The sequence below is a fragment of the Streptococcus sp. sy004 genome, from assembly GCF_007859205.1.
Lineage (GTDB): Bacteria > Bacillota > Bacilli > Lactobacillales > Streptococcaceae > Streptococcus.
In genome coordinates, this window is the sequence record NZ_VOHP01000001.1 from 499,664 (window position 1) to 516,379 (window position 16,716).

General features: G+C 39.0%; 9 protein-coding genes. 2 read left to right on the forward strand and 7 right to left on the reverse strand.

What is annotated here, in order from left to right:
- The first annotated feature begins 87 nt into the window (after positions 1-87).
- Entirely contained in the window at positions 88-2,277 is a 2,190-nt protein-coding gene (locus FRX54_RS02530) for an ABC transporter substrate-binding protein/permease (protein WP_146460687.1), read from the forward strand.
- Positions 2,277-3,017, forward strand: a complete 741-nt coding sequence (locus FRX54_RS02535) for an amino acid ABC transporter ATP-binding protein (RefSeq protein WP_146460689.1) — start codon at positions 2,277-2,279, stop codon at positions 3,015-3,017. The genes FRX54_RS02530 and FRX54_RS02535 overlap by 1 nt, the downstream gene beginning before the upstream one ends.
- An 89-nt stretch (positions 3,018-3,106) precedes the next feature.
- Here the strand turns inward: FRX54_RS02535 and FRX54_RS02540 are convergent, their stop codons facing one another.
- The 7 genes from FRX54_RS02540 to FRX54_RS02570 form a co-directional block, all read right to left on the reverse strand.
- A complete protein-coding gene (locus FRX54_RS02540) occupies positions 3,107-4,885 on the reverse strand; it encodes an ABC transporter ATP-binding protein (protein ID WP_146460691.1) in 1,779 nt (592 codons plus the stop codon).
- On the reverse strand, positions 4,875-6,644 hold the full coding sequence (locus FRX54_RS02545) for an ABC transporter ATP-binding protein (RefSeq protein WP_146460693.1): 1,770 nt from the start codon (positions 6,642-6,644) through the stop codon (positions 4,875-4,877). Before FRX54_RS02545 ends, FRX54_RS02540 begins: the two co-directional genes overlap by 11 nt.
- Positions 6,637-7,080, reverse strand: a complete 444-nt coding sequence (locus tag FRX54_RS02550; protein WP_146460694.1) for a MarR family winged helix-turn-helix transcriptional regulator — start codon at positions 7,078-7,080, stop codon at positions 6,637-6,639. The genes FRX54_RS02545 and FRX54_RS02550 overlap by 8 nt, the downstream gene beginning before the upstream one ends.
- A gap of 139 nt (positions 7,081-7,219) precedes the next feature.
- Positions 7,220-9,478, reverse strand: coding sequence for a DNA helicase PcrA (gene pcrA / locus FRX54_RS02555; RefSeq protein WP_146460696.1), 2,259 nt, complete (start codon positions 9,476-9,478; stop codon positions 7,220-7,222).
- A gap of 83 nt (positions 9,479-9,561) precedes the next feature.
- Entirely contained in the window at positions 9,562-10,965 is a 1,404-nt protein-coding gene (gene pepV / locus FRX54_RS02560) for a dipeptidase PepV (protein ID WP_146460698.1), read from the reverse strand.
- Positions 10,966-10,986: 21 nt separating this feature from the next.
- Positions 10,987-11,595, reverse strand: coding sequence for a nitroreductase family protein (locus FRX54_RS02565; RefSeq protein ID WP_146460700.1), 609 nt, complete (start codon positions 11,593-11,595; stop codon positions 10,987-10,989).
- Between the two features lie 148 nt (positions 11,596-11,743).
- Positions 11,744-16,687, reverse strand: a complete 4,944-nt coding sequence (locus tag FRX54_RS02570) for a mucin-binding protein (protein WP_146460701.1) — start codon at positions 16,685-16,687, stop codon at positions 11,744-11,746.
- Between the last annotated feature and the right edge of the window lie 29 nt (positions 16,688-16,716).

Here is a 16,716-nt window from a genome sequence, read left to right on the forward strand (position 1 = left end):
GGTTTTATGACATAGACTTCCTGTAATGTTGCGACTTCTTCTTTTTTATGATATAATAAAAATAATTTTTAATAAAAGGAGGTTAACATGAAGAACAAAATTAAGCTTTTGATGCTAACAATTCTATCATGTTTCTTAGTATTAGGGACTGGCGTCAAGGCTGAAACCATTGATATTGTTTCAGACACTGCCTATGCCCCATTTGAATTTAAAGATTCTGATCAAGTCTATAAAGGAATTGATGTTGACATCATCGACGAAGTCACTAAACGTGCAGGGTGGGATGTTAATATGACCTTCCCTGGTTTTGATGCGGCGGTCAATGCTGTCCAGTCAGGTCAAGCTGATGCCATCATGGCGGGGATGACCGTAACAGAAGCTAGAAAGAAAGTGTTCACTTTCTCTGACACCTATTATGATACTGCCGTTGTTATCTACACTCGTGGTGATAAAACAATCAGCGATTATAGCCAACTTAAAGGCAAAACCGTTGGGGTTAAAAATGGAACGGCTGCTCAAAGCTTCCTTCAAGATAACCAAGAAAAATATGGTTACACCCTTAAAACCTTTGACACCAGTGATTTGATGAATAATAGCTTGGATTCTGGTGCTGTTGATGCCGCTATGGATGATCAACCTGTCGTTCAATACGCCATCAATCAAGGTAAAAACTACGCCATCAATATGGAGGGTGAAAAAGTTGGTAGCTTTGCCTTTGCTGTTAAAAAAGGCAGTGACTATGAGTACCTCATTGATGAGTTCAACAAAGCCTTCGCTGAAATGAAAGCTGATGGTAGCTACACTCAAATCATTGAAAAATGGACTGGTAGTAGCACTGCTTCTGCAACTGCCACACCAAACTTGACATCAACTGGTGACGCTACTGCTAAAGCAACTCCTGTTAAGAAGAGCTATAAGATTGTATCTGATTCTTCATTTGCACCATTTGAATTCCAAGATGACGCTGGTCAATATACTGGTATTGACATGAACTTGCTTGAATCTATTGCCAAACAACAAGGTTTCAACCTAGAAGTCAGCAACCCTGGTTTTGATGCCGCACTTAATGCTGTTCAATCTAGTCAAGCAGACGGTGTCATTGCTGGGATGTCAATTACAGATGCTCGTAAAGAAATCTTCGATTTTTCTGACCCTTACTATACTTCTAACGTGATTTTAGCTGTTAAAAAAGGAAGTTCTGTTAAGTCTTATGAAGACCTTAAAGGGATGACTGTTGGAGCTAAAAATGGAACGGCTTCTTATAGTTTCCTTAGCGACAATGCTAGCCAATATGGCTACACTGTTAAAGCCTTTGATGAAGGATCTACTATGTATGATAGCCTTAACTCTGGTTCAGTTGACGCCATCATGGATGACGAAGCTGTGCTTAAATACGCTATTCAACAAGGTCGTAACTTTGAAACACCAATTGCTGGTGAAAAATCTGGTGAATATGGATTTGCTGTTAAAAAAGGGAATAATCCAGAATTACTAGAAATGTTCAACAATGGTCTAGCAGCTCTGAAAGCTTCTGGCGAATATGATAAGATTATTGGTAACTATCTCGGTACAAATTCTACTAGTACTAGTGCAGCAAATACAGTAGATGAAACAACCATTGGTGGTTTATTGTCAAATAACTATAAACAATTACTAGCAGGTCTAGGAACAACTCTTAGCTTGACACTTGTTTCTTTTGCTATTGCAACACTTATCGGAATTATCTTTGGTATGATGAGTGTGGCTCCTAACAAAGCCTTACGCACGATTTCAGCTATCTTCGTTGACGTTGTGCGTGGTATCCCACTTATGATTGTAGCTGCTTTCATCTTCTGGGGAATTCCAAACCTAATTGAATCAATTACTGGTAAACAAAGCCCAATTAACGATTTTGTCGCCGCAACCATTGCCCTTTCATTAAATGGTGGTGCTTATATTGCTGAAATTGTACGTGGTGGTATCGAGGCTGTCCCAGTTGGGCAAATGGAAGCCAGCCGCAGTCTAGGCCTATCTTATGGCACTACGATGAGAAAGATTATCTTACCGCAGGCCGTTAAACTAATGTTACCAAGTTTCATCAACCAATTTGTTATTTCCTTGAAAGATACAACGATCGTTTCTGCAATCGGTTTGGTTGAGCTTTTCCAAACTGGTAAGATTATTATCGCTCGTAACTACCAAAGTTTCCGTATGTATGCGATTTTGGCGATTATGTATCTGGTCATCATTACCTTGTTGACACGCCTAGCAAAACGCTTAGAAAAGAGGGTTAACTAATGGCAGAATTAAAAATTGATGTTCAAAATTTACATAAATCTTATGGAAAGAACGAAGTCTTAAAAGGGATTGATGCCAAATTTTACGAAGGGGATGTTGTTTGTATTATCGGCCCTTCTGGTTCTGGTAAATCAACTTTCCTTCGTACCTTGAACTTACTTGAAACGATTACCAGTGGTAAGGTTGTTGTTGACGGCTTTGATTTATCTGACCCTAAGGTCAATGTTGACAAGGCGCGTGAAAATATCGGTATGGTATTCCAGCACTTCAACCTCTTCCCACACATGACGGTTCTTGAAAATATCACCTTTGCTCCAGTTCAATTGGGTAAAAAATCTCAAGCAGATGCTGAAAAACTAGCTATGGAATTGCTTGAAAAAGTTGGTTTATCTGACAAGCGTGACGCTCTACCAGATAGCTTATCTGGTGGTCAAAAACAACGTGTGGCTATCGCTCGTAGCTTGGCTATGAATCCAGACATCATGCTCTTTGATGAACCAACATCAGCCCTTGATCCTGAAATGGTCGGTGATGTGTTGAACGTTATGCGTGACCTTGCTGAACAAGGCATGACCATGTTGATTGTTACACATGAGATGGGCTTTGCTCGCCGTGTGGCCAATCGTGTCATCTTTACTGATGGGGGACAATTTATCGAAGATGGAACACCAGAACAAATCTTTGATAATCCAAAACATCCTCGCTTGAAAGACTTCCTTGATAAAGTCTTGAATGCCTAATAAAAAACCAGTGGAGTGTTCCACTGGTTTTTGTTATCGCATTAAATAATCATAAAAAGTGATTGAGATAAATTATCTCAATCACTTTTTTAGACGATACTTTCTTCAAATTGAGAATTGTAAAGATCTGCATAGAAACCATTAGCTGACATTAACTGCTCATGATTGCCTTGTTCAATGATATTACCATCTTTCATGACCAAAATTAAATCTGCATTTTTAATTGTTGATAGACGATGGGCAATGACAAAAGATGTTCGACCTTTCATGAGATGATCCATGGCTTTCTGAATCAACTCTTCTGTTCTGGTATCAACAGATGACGTTGCCTCATCCAAGATTAGAAGCGGAGCATTTTTAAGTAAAGCACGGGCTATGGTCAGCAATTGCTTTTGCCCAACCGATAGGCTGACCGACTCATCAAGGAAGGTGTCATAACCGTTTGGTAAGGTCATGATAAAATGATGGATACCAACTGCCTTAGCAGCATCTATAATGTCTTGGTCTGAAAGACCTACTTGATTATAAACTAAATTTTCCTTAATGGTTCCTTCAAACAACCAAGTATCCTGCAAAACCATGGCAAAGGCATCATGAACAGCCTCTCGACTAAGACTATTGATATCAATACCATCAATCTTGATGGCTCCTTGATTGATCGGATAAAATTTCATCAAGAGATTAACAATAGTCGTCTTACCTGCTCCAGTAGGGCCAACAATGGCTACCTTTTGCCCTGCGGCTACATCTACGGTAAAGTTGTGAATAATGGTCTTATCTGGAGTATAACCAAAGGAAACCTGATCAAAACTGACTTGTCCTGTAATCTGACTGAGACTCGTTTGTTTTTGCGTTTCAAGCGCCATTTCTTGTTCGCCTAAGAAGTCTAAAATTCGTCCTAAGGCAGCCTTGGTCATTTGCATTTGACCTGCTGCCTGAGCAATCTGGGTTAAGGGTTGAGAAAAAATTCGTACATAACTCATAAAGGCAACGATTGTACCGATTGTAATCTCACCATCCAAGGTCAATTTGGCTCCAACCACACAAATCATCACATAAGAAAAATTACCGATAAACTGCATAAGAGGCATCATAATTCCTGAAAAAAATTGTGAACGCCACATGCTATGATAAAGATTATTATTCAATCGATCAAAATCCGCTTTGACCTGTTGGTTAGCATAATAGCTGGTTACGACATGATGCCCAGAATAAATCTCTTCCACATAACCTGTCACTGCCGCCAGATTTTCTTGTTGACGACGAAAAAGTGGCTGTGATTTAGCCATAATCAAGCCAGTCAAGAAATAACCTACTAGGACAGCTCCAAGAGCCACAACAGTCATCTTAACATCTGTCTTAAACATCATCACAATGACACTAACAAGTAGAACAGATGACGATACAATTTGACCTAACCCTTGATTGAGCGATTGGGTAGTTGTATCAACATCATTAGTCACTCGAGAAAGAGTATCTCCTTGAGAATGCTTGTCAAAGTAAGCCAAGGGTAAACGATTGATTTTCTCAGCAATGCCCATACGTAAACGTTTAGCAAAAATTTGAATCATGCCTGTCATCAAAAAACTTTGACCATAATTAACCAACCAGCCCAAACCATAAAGTAAGAGTAATTGGCTGGCAATTTGACTCACTTTTTGAGTATCAATACCTTCTTGATTCCCTTGAGCTAGTCCTGCTAACCCTTCCATAATCAAATCGGTAATTTCTTTCAGGCGACTTGGACCAATCACTGTAACCACACTAGCGATCACACTCCCTAAAACAGCTGCAATAAAGGGCCACCTAAATCCTTTAAGGTAAGGACTTAATTGTGAAAAAAAGGATTTTTGAGTCTTATTTGTCATTTGCTAACTCCTCTTCAGATAATTGTGAATGAGCAATTTCTTGATAAACACTATTGTTGGCTAATAAATCTTGATGACGTCCTTGACCAACGACTTTTCCTTCTTCTAAGACTAAAATCAAGTCAGCATCCATAATTGTAGAGATTCGTTGAGCCACGATTAACTTGGTCATCTGCTTGGTTTCTTCTGCCAACACTTTTCTTAATTGGCGATCCGTTTTATAGTCCAAAGCAGAAAAGGAATCATCAAAAATTAAAATCTCTGGCTGTCGAACTAAAGCGCGAGCAATGGCTAATCGTTGGCGTTGTCCGCCAGAAAAATTGCTACCATTTTGGGCAACTTCGGTATCTAATCCTTTGTCTTTTTCTTTGACAAAGGCCTTAGCTTGAGCCAAGTCAAGAGCTGCCCAAAGCGCTTCATCAGTCACAGATTGATTGTCAGTTAGACCAAAAGTTAAATTTGAGCGAATTGTTCCACTAAATAAAACTGCTTTTTGAGGTAAATAACCTATTTTTTGCGCTAAATCTGCTTGGCTATAATCCCTTAAATCAAGACCATTCAATAAAATTTTACCCGATGTAACATCATAAAAACGGGGCAACAAATTAACCAAACTAGATTTACCTGAACCTGTTGAGCCAATAAAAGCAATGGTTTGACCTTTTGCTGCTGTAAAACTCACTTCTTGAACTACGGCTGCTGCATTGGGGCTATAGGCAAAGGTAACGTCTTCAAAGACCAGATGAGGCATGGGTTGAACTGATGGTGACTTGCTTGTAGTTTCAAAATAAACTGATGGTGTTTGATCAAGAACTTGATTGATACGACCTGCTGATACCAAAGCTCTCGGTAAAATGAAAAAGACTGCTACCATAAGCATAAAACTCATAATCACTTGCATGGCATAAGAAGAATAAACAATCATTTCACTAAATAGAGTGACTTTTTCCGTCAGAGTTGCTTGATTAATCAAATCAGCACCAATCCAGTACACCGCTAAGGTCAGACTACCAGCAATTAAGCTAAGCGTTGGGTGCATGATAGACATCAAACGACCAATAAAAAGACTGGTTTGAGTGACTTGGTTGTTGGCTGCCATAAATTTTTCACCTTGATAGGCTTCACCATTATAAGCTCGAATAACCCTTAATCCTGTCAAAATTTCTCTAGTCACACTATTCAGACGATCAGTTAATTTTTGAATCACTCGAATCTTTGGCAAAGCAAAAATCAAAAGAACAGATAACATCAAAATCATGGCGGCTACGGCAACAGCTGTTGCAATCAACCAGTCTTGACTTTTATCAATAATCTTACTAATCGCCCAAGAAGCCATAATCGGTCCTCTCGTCACCACTTGTAACCCCATGGTAATTAAGACTTGTAAATTAGTTAAGTCGTTTGTCGTTCGCGTTAACAAACTTGGCACAGAAAATTGTTTTAATTCATTCTGCGAGTAAGTTAACACTTGATTAAAAATATGTGATCTTAGACGAGTACTAAAACTAGCTGCTACCCTAGCTGCTAAAAAACCAACCAAAAGAGTTACTGCAAAACTAGCAAAGGACAAACCAATCATCTTTGAACCTGGGCTAAAAAGGTCCTCAACCTTGGTATTAGGGTTAGACAAGAGCTTAGTAATACTAGACATATAGGTCGGTACTTCTAACTCCAACCAAACACTCAAGGCAATTAAAAGAACACTCAAGCCCATTAAACTTAATTCTTTGCCTGTCATCTGCTTAAACAATTTAATCATCATTGACTCCTTTTCTCAAATTGGTTTGAATTTGGCCAATTACCCTAATCGTTGTGGCTAAATCCTCTTGTGAAATCCCTTCAAGCATGCTATCTTGAATAATTTGAAAAAATGCTTCTAGTTTTTTAGCCTTAGAAATGCCTAAATCTGTCAAAACAACCCGCTTCAAACGCTTATCTTTCTCTGAAGGTAAGAGCTGAACGAAGCAATTTTTTTCCATACGATTCATTAAGCTGCTGGCAACAGACTTTGAAATCTTGACTTGTTTCATAATGTCTTTAACAAAGATTTCCTCTTTTTGATGATGATAAAGGTAAATCACTGTCATTCCTTGAGGACCAGATAAATGCTCAACATCATAATACTTTGCTTGCTGACTAGAAAAACACTCAAAATCATGCCGTAACCGTTTCAGTTGACAAAATAAATCAGTCATTTCCACACCCCTTTCTTTAACTACATGGATTATTATAGTTTCCCTAGAAACTTTTGTCAAGAATTTACGATAAAACCTCCCAAGTCTTAACTCAAGAGGTTTTAATCATTAACTATAATTGGTTTCCGTCATTCACAAACTATTTTTTAGTAATCGGAGCCAAAGCTGTCAATAATTTTTTAAGACCAACTTCAGCAAATTTAATTTTGACTTCTTGACTCATGCCACTACCAGTCACTTCAAGAATAACACCTTCCCCCCATTTACGATGCTCAACTAAATCACCAACCTGCCAATCAACAACCTCTTGATTGGTCTTTTGATTTTTAGCAAACGAAAGAGGTTGACTGGATTTTTTACGATTTTGTAAGGCTTCGGCTAAGCTAACGCCTTGACCAAAACGCTTGTTTCCATCAGTGTAGTTTGCTTTAAAAGAACTATGAGTTGGCCGAGCCAAGCCTTCATAAGTCAATAGCTTATCAGAAATTTCTCGAATGAAACGACTTGGACGATTATAACTGGTCTTACCATAAAGGGTTCTAGCATTGGTATTAGTCAAATAGAGTTTTTCTTCTGCTCGAGTAATACCTACGTAGGCTAAGCGACGTTCTTCTTCCAGTTCTTCACGATCTTCAACAGCCTTACCTAAAGGAAAAACCCCTTCTTCCATACCAATTAAAAAGACAATTGGAAACTCTAAACCCTTAGCCGCATGCAAGGTCATCAAGGTCACTTCTGACACTTCTTGAATATTATCATCATCTGTATCCGCAATCAAGGCCAAATCATTGAGGAATCGTCCCAAACGATCCAGACCGGTCTCTTCTTCTGATTGATTATTGTCATCAAAAGCCTTGGTTACAGAAAGAAACTCTTCAATATTCTCAATTCGGGATTGACTTTCTAAGGTTTGTTGTAGCTCTAACTGCTCTAAATAACCTGTCTTTTTCAAAATGGCTTCAGTTAATGCCGTTAACGTCATCTCATCTAGTTGATCTCTTAGAGTTAAAAGTAGATTGGCTAAATCCCAAATAGCTTGAGCCGCCTTACCTTTAATTGAAGAGAAAATAATGTCTGCCGACGCTTCTAAAAGGCTCTTTTCCTGCTCAGTTGCGAACAGACGAAGTTTATCCAAAGTTCCAGGACCCACCCCTCGCTTAGGTTCATTGATAATGCGTTCATAACTGATATTATCGCTAGTATTGGCAATAACCGTCAAATAAGCAATAACATCACGGATTTCTTTACGGCTATAAAATTTGGTGCCACCAACCATGGTATAGGGAATATTAGACTTAAGGAGCGCTTCTTCAATCGTTCGAGATTGGGCATTGGTACGATAAAGGACTGCAAAATCTCTAAAGGATTTTTTACTCTTTTTACTTAGCTCATCAATCTGACTAGCAACAAAAACAGCCTCATCTCGCTCGTCATTGGCACGGTAATAAACCACGTCTTCACCTTGATCATTTTGTGTCCAAAGTTTTTTAGGACGACGTTGTTTATTATTAGCAATCACATCATTGGCCGCTTGAAGAATCGTTTTAGTTGAACGATAATTCTCTTCTAAAAGAACGACCTTGGCCTGTGGGTAATCTTTTTCAAAATCAAGGATATTCTGCATATCTGCCCCTCGCCAACCATAAATAGATTGGTCAGCGTCACCAACGACACAGATATTTTGAAAACGACTAGCCAAGAGTTTAACCAACTGGTACTGGGCATGGTTGGTGTCTTGATACTCATCCACATGAATATACTGATAACGTTGCTGATAATAAGATAAAATCTCTGGATTTTGATCAAACAATTGTAGGGTTACCATGATCAAATCATCAAAATCCATGGCCTGACTCTGACGCAATTCCTCTTGATAGGCTTTATAGCACTTAGCAACCATTTTACTATAAATATTATCTGCCTGTAAGTCATAGGCTTTTTCATCGATCAAGTCATTTTTAACATTAGAAATTGTCCCTAAAATTGTCTTCTCACTCCATGTCTTAGAATCGATATTGAACTGCTTGAAAATTCGTTTCATCAAGGTACGTTGCTCACTTGGATCAATAATTGTAAAATTACGATTATAGCCAATAGTTTCTGCTTCTCGACGTAAAATACGAACACACATGCTATGAAAAGTCGCAATCAAACAATCTTGAGTAGCTGGATTGAGTGCCAAGGCACGTTCTTTCATCTCCCTAGCTGCCTTATTGGTAAAAGTGATGGCCAAGATATTCCAAGGATTGACCCCTTTTTCGTCAATTAAATAGGCAATACGATGGGTTAAGACCCGAGTTTTACCAGAACCTGCTCCAGCCATAATCAATAAAGGACCCTCAGTTGTTTGAACAGCTTGAGCTTGCTTGTCATTCATTCCCACTAATAATGGATTCATCTTATTCTCCTTTATTTACTCTTCTCATTATTATATCATAAATCAAACTAGCACCAACGACTCGTCGATGCTAGTTTTGTCTTTTATTTAATCAATTCATAAATAGCTTCAGCATAGATAGCTGCTGAACGAAACAGATCTTCAAGTGCCATAAATTCATTAGCTTGGTGCATGGTATTAACCGAGTCAGGAAACATCGCCCCATAAGCTACACCACGTTTCAACAGACGACCAAATGTCCCGCCACCGATAACGACTTCATGTCCTTTCAGACCAGTTTGCTTTTCATAGACTGACAGCAAAGTCTTAACTAACTCATCATCCATTGGCACATAATGTGGGGTATGATGAGCTGAAGAAAGCGTTACTTTACTAACTCCGTCTAGCTTCTCTAAGCCAGTTTTAAGGACTTGTTCATCTGTCCCTTGAGGATAGCGGAAGTTAAGTGCAATGGTATTATCTACTGAGTTATCTTCAAAACGAAAAACACCTGCATTCATGCTCAAATCTCCCATGCAAGCATCCGTATAAGCCAAGCCAAGTTTTTCAGCTTTAAAGTCATCATGCAAGTTGGTTGCAATTGCTAGATAGGCTGCTGCTTCCCCTTCAAAAGCAAATTGATTCAAAAAGAGTGCCAAAAGAGTTGCTCCATTAACGCCTTCTTCAGGCGTTGAACCATGGGCTGATTTACCAAAAATGGTCACTTGATAACCCTTTTCTACAACTTCTACCTGACCACTGACGGCATATTGTTTTGTGAACTCACTTAATTTCTCAACTAGTTCTTGCTGATTTACTGCACCAGAAATCACAGCAGTCGCTGATTCTGGAACCATATTTTCTCGTAAACCACCTTTAAAACTATGAAGATGGACCTCACCTTGATTATGACCTGAAAAATGAAGGTATTCTGTAATATTTCCTTTTTCACCATTGATAATGGGAAATTCAGCATCTGGCGAAAAAGCAAAATCTGGATCTTTCAAACCGTTATTGACAAAATAGTAATCCATATCAGCCCAACCAGACTCTTCATCTGTCCCTACAATAAAACGGACTTTTTTAGAGATTGGCAGCCCCAGTTCCTTGATGATTTTCAAACCGTAATAGCAAGCCATAGTCGGCCCCTTGTCATCCGAAGAACCACGAGCATATAATTTACCATCTTTAATAACTGGCTGATAAGGATCTGTTTCCCAACCACTTCCTGCTGGCACGACATCTAAATGACCAAATATGCCAAGAACTTCTTCACCCTCACCATATTCAAAATCACCTGCATAATTATCAATGTTGCGTGTTTGATAACCATCACGTTCAGCCATTGCTAAAAAGTGTTCCAAGGCACGAACTGGACCTGGTCCAAAGGGATGTTCTTTATTGGCTTGACTATCATCACGTTCTGAATTGATTGCCAAAAGACTAATCAAGTCAGCCATAAAATCTTCTTGACGTTTGTCAAATTCTGCTCTAAAATCGATTGTCATCTAATTACCTCTCTATTAAAATTATCGGATATCCATAATTTGTTCAACAGGCAAACGATAACTCGCTAGACCTGGGACATCATTATAGCCTACTGTCACCAAAATTTCAGGGCGATAACGTGAATCAATATCCAAAACTTGATTGATTTTCTTTTTATCAAATCCTAAAATAATATTCGTCTGCATTTTTTGATCTGTCAAAGCCAAAACGAGATTCATCGTTACCAAACCAATGTTAAGAGCTAAGTAATCACTTAATTGTTGTTCGCTATAAGTTGGATACATTTTTGGAAATTCATTGACAAAACGAGATAGGGCTGCCTCTGGCATTTTATTAACCCCATGACGAGCAATGCGATTAGCACGATTGACCAAATCTGTATCGCTAAAAATCGCAATAACGTACTGAGCTTCAAGGGCTTGCTGGCGATTTGAAGCATACATCAACTCAGCCAACTCTTCTTTTTTCTCTTTAACAACAACAAACTGCCACGGTTGGATATTATGAGCACTTGGTGCTAGGGTTGCAATTTCAATCGCAGTACGAATATCTGCCAAATCAATAGATGTTTGCTCTTTAGCAAAACCCTTACTAGCATGACGTTTTTTATTTAATTCTAAAAATTTCATAAGTTCACCTTTTACTTTCCTACCTTATTTTACCATAAATTATGAGTTACTCAAATCAATAAAACACCCCGTCCTAGTTTAGGATGGGGTGTTTTTTCAAACTAATTTAAACTAAAGAATTAGTTCAATTTAGTTAAAATATTTTGGCTTAGTCTTCTTTACGACGACGTTTACCTGCAAGACCAAGAGCAGTTAAAATCATACCCACACCAAGAGCTGACGCTGTTGCCGTGTTTTCCGTTCCTGTATTTGGAAGAACGTCTAGTTTGTTTGTTGTCTTAGTTGCTGGTGCTGGCTTCGCCTCAGCTGGTTTAGCTGGATTTGGTGTTTTTGGAGAATGTGGTGTCATGACACTTGGTTCATCCTTCTTCACTACTTTACGGTAAGTGTGAACCACATTGCCATTTTCATCCGTGCTTGAACCTACTAGCTCATAGCCTGAAATAGCTTTAGATGGTTGCTTACCATCTTCGTTTGGCGAGATGACTTTGCCGTCTTCATCCACGAACGAAGTAACTGGCGTTGTCACCTTACGGTAAGTATGAACTGTGTTACCATTTTCATCTGTTGTGCTTGAGATGATTTCGTAACCTGGAATATCTTTCGATGGGACATTACCCTCTTCATTCGGAAGGATTGGGTTGCCATCACCGTCAACGAATGATGTCGTTGTTTTCACAACTTTAAGGTAAGTATGAATTGTGTTACCATTTTCATCTGTTGTGCTTGAAATAATTTCGTAACCTGGGATGTCTTTCGATGGCACATTGCCTTCTTCGTTTGGAAGAATTGGGTTACCGTCACCATCCACGAATGACGTTGTCGTCTTCACAACCTTGCGGTAAGTGTGAACTACATTGCCATTCTCATCAGTACTTGAGCCTACTAACTTATAGCCTGAAATCTCCTTCGATGGTTGTTTACCATCTTCATTTGGTGAGATTACATTACCCTCTTCATCTACGAATGATGTGATTGGTGTGCTCACTTTACGGTAAGTATGAATTGTGTTACCATTCTCATCTGTCGTGCTTGAAATAATTTCGTAACCTGGGATGTCTTTCGATGGCACATTGCCTTCTTCGTTTGGAAGAATTGGGTTACCGTCACCATCCACGAATGACGTTGTCGTCTTCACAACCTTGCGGTAAGTGTGAACTACATTGCCATTCTCATCAGTACTTGAGCCTACTAACTTATAGCCTGAAATCTCCTTCGATGGTTGTTTACCATCTTCATTTGGTGAGATTACATTACCCTCTTCATCTACGAATGATGTGATTGGTGTGCTCACTTTACGGTAAGTATGAATTGTGTTACCATTCTCATCTGTCGTGCTTGAAATAATTTCGTAACCTGGGATATCTTTCGATGGCACATTGCCTTCTTCATTTGGAAGTAGTGGGTTGCCATTAACATCTACAAATGAAGTTGTTCTTGCTGTTACTGTTGGTGTGTAAGTGCCTTTAGCTGAAATTGTTGACTCTTCACCATTACCATTAGTAATAGTTGCTGTTACAGTTACCTCAACTGGTGTCGCTTTACCAACGAAATTCGCTTCTGGTACAAATGTCACTTTACCAGTTTCTGAATCTACTGTGTAAGTGCCTTCACCTGGAACAACCTTAGTTGTTTCGCCATCAAACGTATAAGTAACTTTCGTTACATTATCACCATTCGTGATGCTTGATGTGATTTGACCTGTTTGAGTTGCTCCTTGAACTCCTGTTGACTCATCATTAGTTGCTGTAATTTCTACTGGTGTTACTGTTGGTGTGTAAGTGCCTTTAGCTGAAATTGTTGACTCTTCACCATTACCATTAGTAATAGTTGCTGTTACAGTTACCTCAACTGGTGTCGCTTTACCAACGAAATTCGCTTCTGGTACAAATGTCACTTTACCAGTTTCTGAATCTACTGTGTAAGTGCCTTCACCTGGAACAACCTTAGTTGTTTCGCCATCAAACGTATAAGTAACTTTCGTTACATTATCACCATTCGTGATGCTTGATGTGATTTGACCTGTTTGAGTTGCTCCTTGAACTCCTGTTGACTCATCATTAGTTGCTGTAATTTCTACTGGTGTTACTGTTGGTGTGTAAGTCGTTTTTACTGTTGTACCGTTCTTATCTGCTGCACGAACTTCAACTGGGGTTGCTGTTCCAACATAGCTTGGAAGTGGCGTAAACTTAATTGTGCCATTTTCCAATGTATACGTCCCTTGACCTTCAACAGTTACTGATGTTGTTGGCATACCATCAGTATCTAACAAAGTAATTGTGCTGTTGTCAATTGGTGCTACTTCGTCACCTTCTGTGAACATTGTTGTCGCATCTTGACTTTGCGTTTGACCTTGTTTACCAGTTGTTTCTGCTGGGGTCGCTGTTGGGTTTACTGGTGTTACTGTTGGTGTGTAAGTCGTTTTTACTGTTGTACCGTTCTTATCTGCTGCACGAACTTCAACTGGGGTTGCTGTTCCAACATAGCTTGGAAGTGGCGTAAACTTAATTGTGCCATTTTCCAATGTATACGTCCCTTGACCTTCAACAGTTACTGATGTTGTTGGCATACCATCAGTATCTAACAAAGTAATTGTGCTGTTGTCAATTGGTGCTACTTCGTCACCTTCTGTGAACATTGTTGTCGCATCTTGACTTTGCGTTTGACCTTGTTTACCAGTTGTTTCTGCTGGGGTCGCTGTTGGAACAATTTTTCTCAGCACTACACGGAATTTTTGAGTAATAGTTACATCATTATCATATACAGCAGTTGGTTCAAACCCATCAGCAACTAACTTATAACGTGTTGAAAATTCTTCTATACGTGATTGGGTCGAATAGTCAATATTTTCAGTTGCATAACCTTTAACAGAATCTGTTACTAATGGATTATTTTCGTCACCCTCTACAACATATTCTATTTCTGCTACTTGTAAAGCTTTATAAGTGTAGTAAACATAAATCGTATCTGATGTTAATGTTCCTGTTACATTATTAGGTGTCGTTGATGTTTTTACATATGTCACACCATCTTTTTCAATCTGATTTGGAATTTCTACACTAGTAACATCATAAGGTTGTCCAATTTTATTTGTTTTCTTAATAGTTCGATCATAAGATGTAGTTGTTTCATCTTGCAACTGAACAGTATTGTCATCTTCTAAAACATAACGAATAACAACTTCACCAAAATTCGCTTTGTCTCCACCTGAAATAACTTTTGATTCTGCTGGTCGGCTAATAGCCCAAGCAACTGAACCAGATTGTCTTTCTTCAATATCTTCCCCATTTGGACCTGTAACGGTGACAGTTGCATTTGGAGACTTAAACTCTGTTTGAGCAGCATTTAAGTAATTCAAAGTCTCAGGATCCTGATAAACTCTATCCACACCTAAATTCGCTAAATTGACTGAAAAACCTTGATCTGGATTAATAGTTCCCTCTACTATTTCAACAACAATAGTATCCTCTGTTAATGAAACAACTCTAACTTTTGCTTTATTGCCTGGATCATCTGGATACAAGTACACACCATTCTCATTCGGAATGATAGAGTCACTTGTAGCGGGATTTCCTAGACCGACTTCAACAGTATTAAAGTCACCTATTTGTTTGAAAACATTCATTGTCGTATCGTTCAATTGGAACGTTACTGTTGTACCTGCAACAATAGTACTCTTACCGGCACTTACACTAAAAGTATCATAATCGCCGGTATAATTACCCTCTTTATCAAAGTATACTACACCTGAAGTAGATGCTCCTACAGGTTGCGTTGACGGATCTGCTAAAACCGCCTTATTAACAGTATAACTTTGCTCAACAACAGGTACTCCATCTACCAAGATACGAGCTGTCACTGTCTTGTCTTCAGAAGTTTGTGGGAAACGAATACTAGTTGACGATTCTTGCCCAAAGTAAATATTATCAACTTGATTTACATTTTCATTGAACGTATAAGTATATGATGACGTAATACCAGTAGCAGGCAAATGCTGTGCTACTTTTTCATCATAAGTTGTATTACTAGATCTTTGTGCCGCATAAATATTGTCACTAATAGTACTAGACGTTAAGGTTGCATAAACAGTACCATCAGCTGATTTTAATTCTTGTAGAGGTGACACTTGCCCATTCAATTCTTCAAATGTAATTGTAATCGTATCTCCTGGTGCATAGGTGTCATTGGCAATCTTAATTCCGTATGAAAATACTGTTCTAGCGGCTAATGCTCCACCGTCAGCAATTTCAATAGCACCTTCAGCAGTTACGGCATTGCTTACAGCAACATCACTAGCACTACTTGCTGCACGGAAACCAGCTGATTCTGTTTCGTTATTGTTGTTACCACCTGCAGCTACTACATCGTCTCTAACCACGTTAAAGTTAATCGTACGGCTTTTACTATCACTACGATAAGCGATAATTGCTGATTGGATTTCTGCTTGATCTGCCGCCAACTTGTAACCTACCAACTCTGGCAATGACATGTTAGCTTTTTCAGTCACTTCAAAAGTCACTTCTGAATCAGGCAAGGTTGTCGTTACTGGCATTGTAGTCTTGTTACGACCGTTCCCAATAACGCTTCCTGTTTCAACATCTGTATAAGTCACTTTATAAGTTTCTGCTACTACACGTGGCTTCTCAGCTAGCACCGCGCTTGATGTTGCAATTGTTATTGCTTCTGACTTGCTTGCTTCTGTTGCTGAAGCAAGAGGTTCTTTTGAAGAGGACTCTTGTGTTGATGTAGCTGTCACTTCTGAACTTGCTACTGATTCAGAAACTTCTTCTGCTACTACTGGAGCAACTGATGATGCAACCACTTCTGAACTTGCTACTGGTTCAGAAACTTCTTCTGCTACAGTTGCTTCTGATGCTGGTGCAACCTCTGAAGCTGTGCTTTCCGCCACAACTTCTTCAGTTGACACTGCTGTTGCTACTGAAGAATCCGTTGATACTACTGTTTCTTCAGCTTGAGCAGCACCTGCAAATACTGCAAATACTGTACCAATTAATACTGACGCAGCACCAAACTTAAACTTCTTAATCGTGAAGCGTTGAGCTGTGTCTTTATGTTTACTATCTTTAAACAAAAGGTTTACCTCTTTTTATAATTTTTGTG

Bases quoted from the DNA above. Each gene is read 5' to 3' on its own strand.
- FRX54_RS02545 (WP_146460693.1), bottom strand. From the start codon at position 6,644: ATGATTAAATTGTTTAAGCAGATGACAGGCAAAGAATTAAGTTTAATG.
- FRX54_RS02530 (WP_146460687.1), top strand. From the start codon at position 88: ATGAAGAACAAAATTAAGCTTTTGATGCTAACAATTCTATCATGTTTC.
- pepV (WP_146460698.1), bottom strand. From the start codon at position 10,965: ATGACAATCGATTTTAGAGCAGAATTTGACAAACGTCAAGAAGATTTT.
- FRX54_RS02540 (WP_146460691.1), bottom strand. From the start codon at position 4,885: ATGACAAATAAGACTCAAAAATCCTTTTTTTCACAATTAAGTCCTTAC.
- FRX54_RS02565 (WP_146460700.1), bottom strand. From the start codon at position 11,595: ATGAAATTTTTAGAATTAAATAAAAAACGTCATGCTAGTAAGGGTTTT.
- FRX54_RS02550 (WP_146460694.1), bottom strand. From the start codon at position 7,080: ATGACTGATTTATTTTGTCAACTGAAACGGTTACGGCATGATTTTGAG.
- pcrA (WP_146460696.1), bottom strand. From the start codon at position 9,478: ATGAATCCATTATTAGTGGGAATGAATGACAAGCAAGCTCAAGCTGTT.
- FRX54_RS02535 (WP_146460689.1), top strand. From the start codon at position 2,277: ATGGCAGAATTAAAAATTGATGTTCAAAATTTACATAAATCTTATGGA.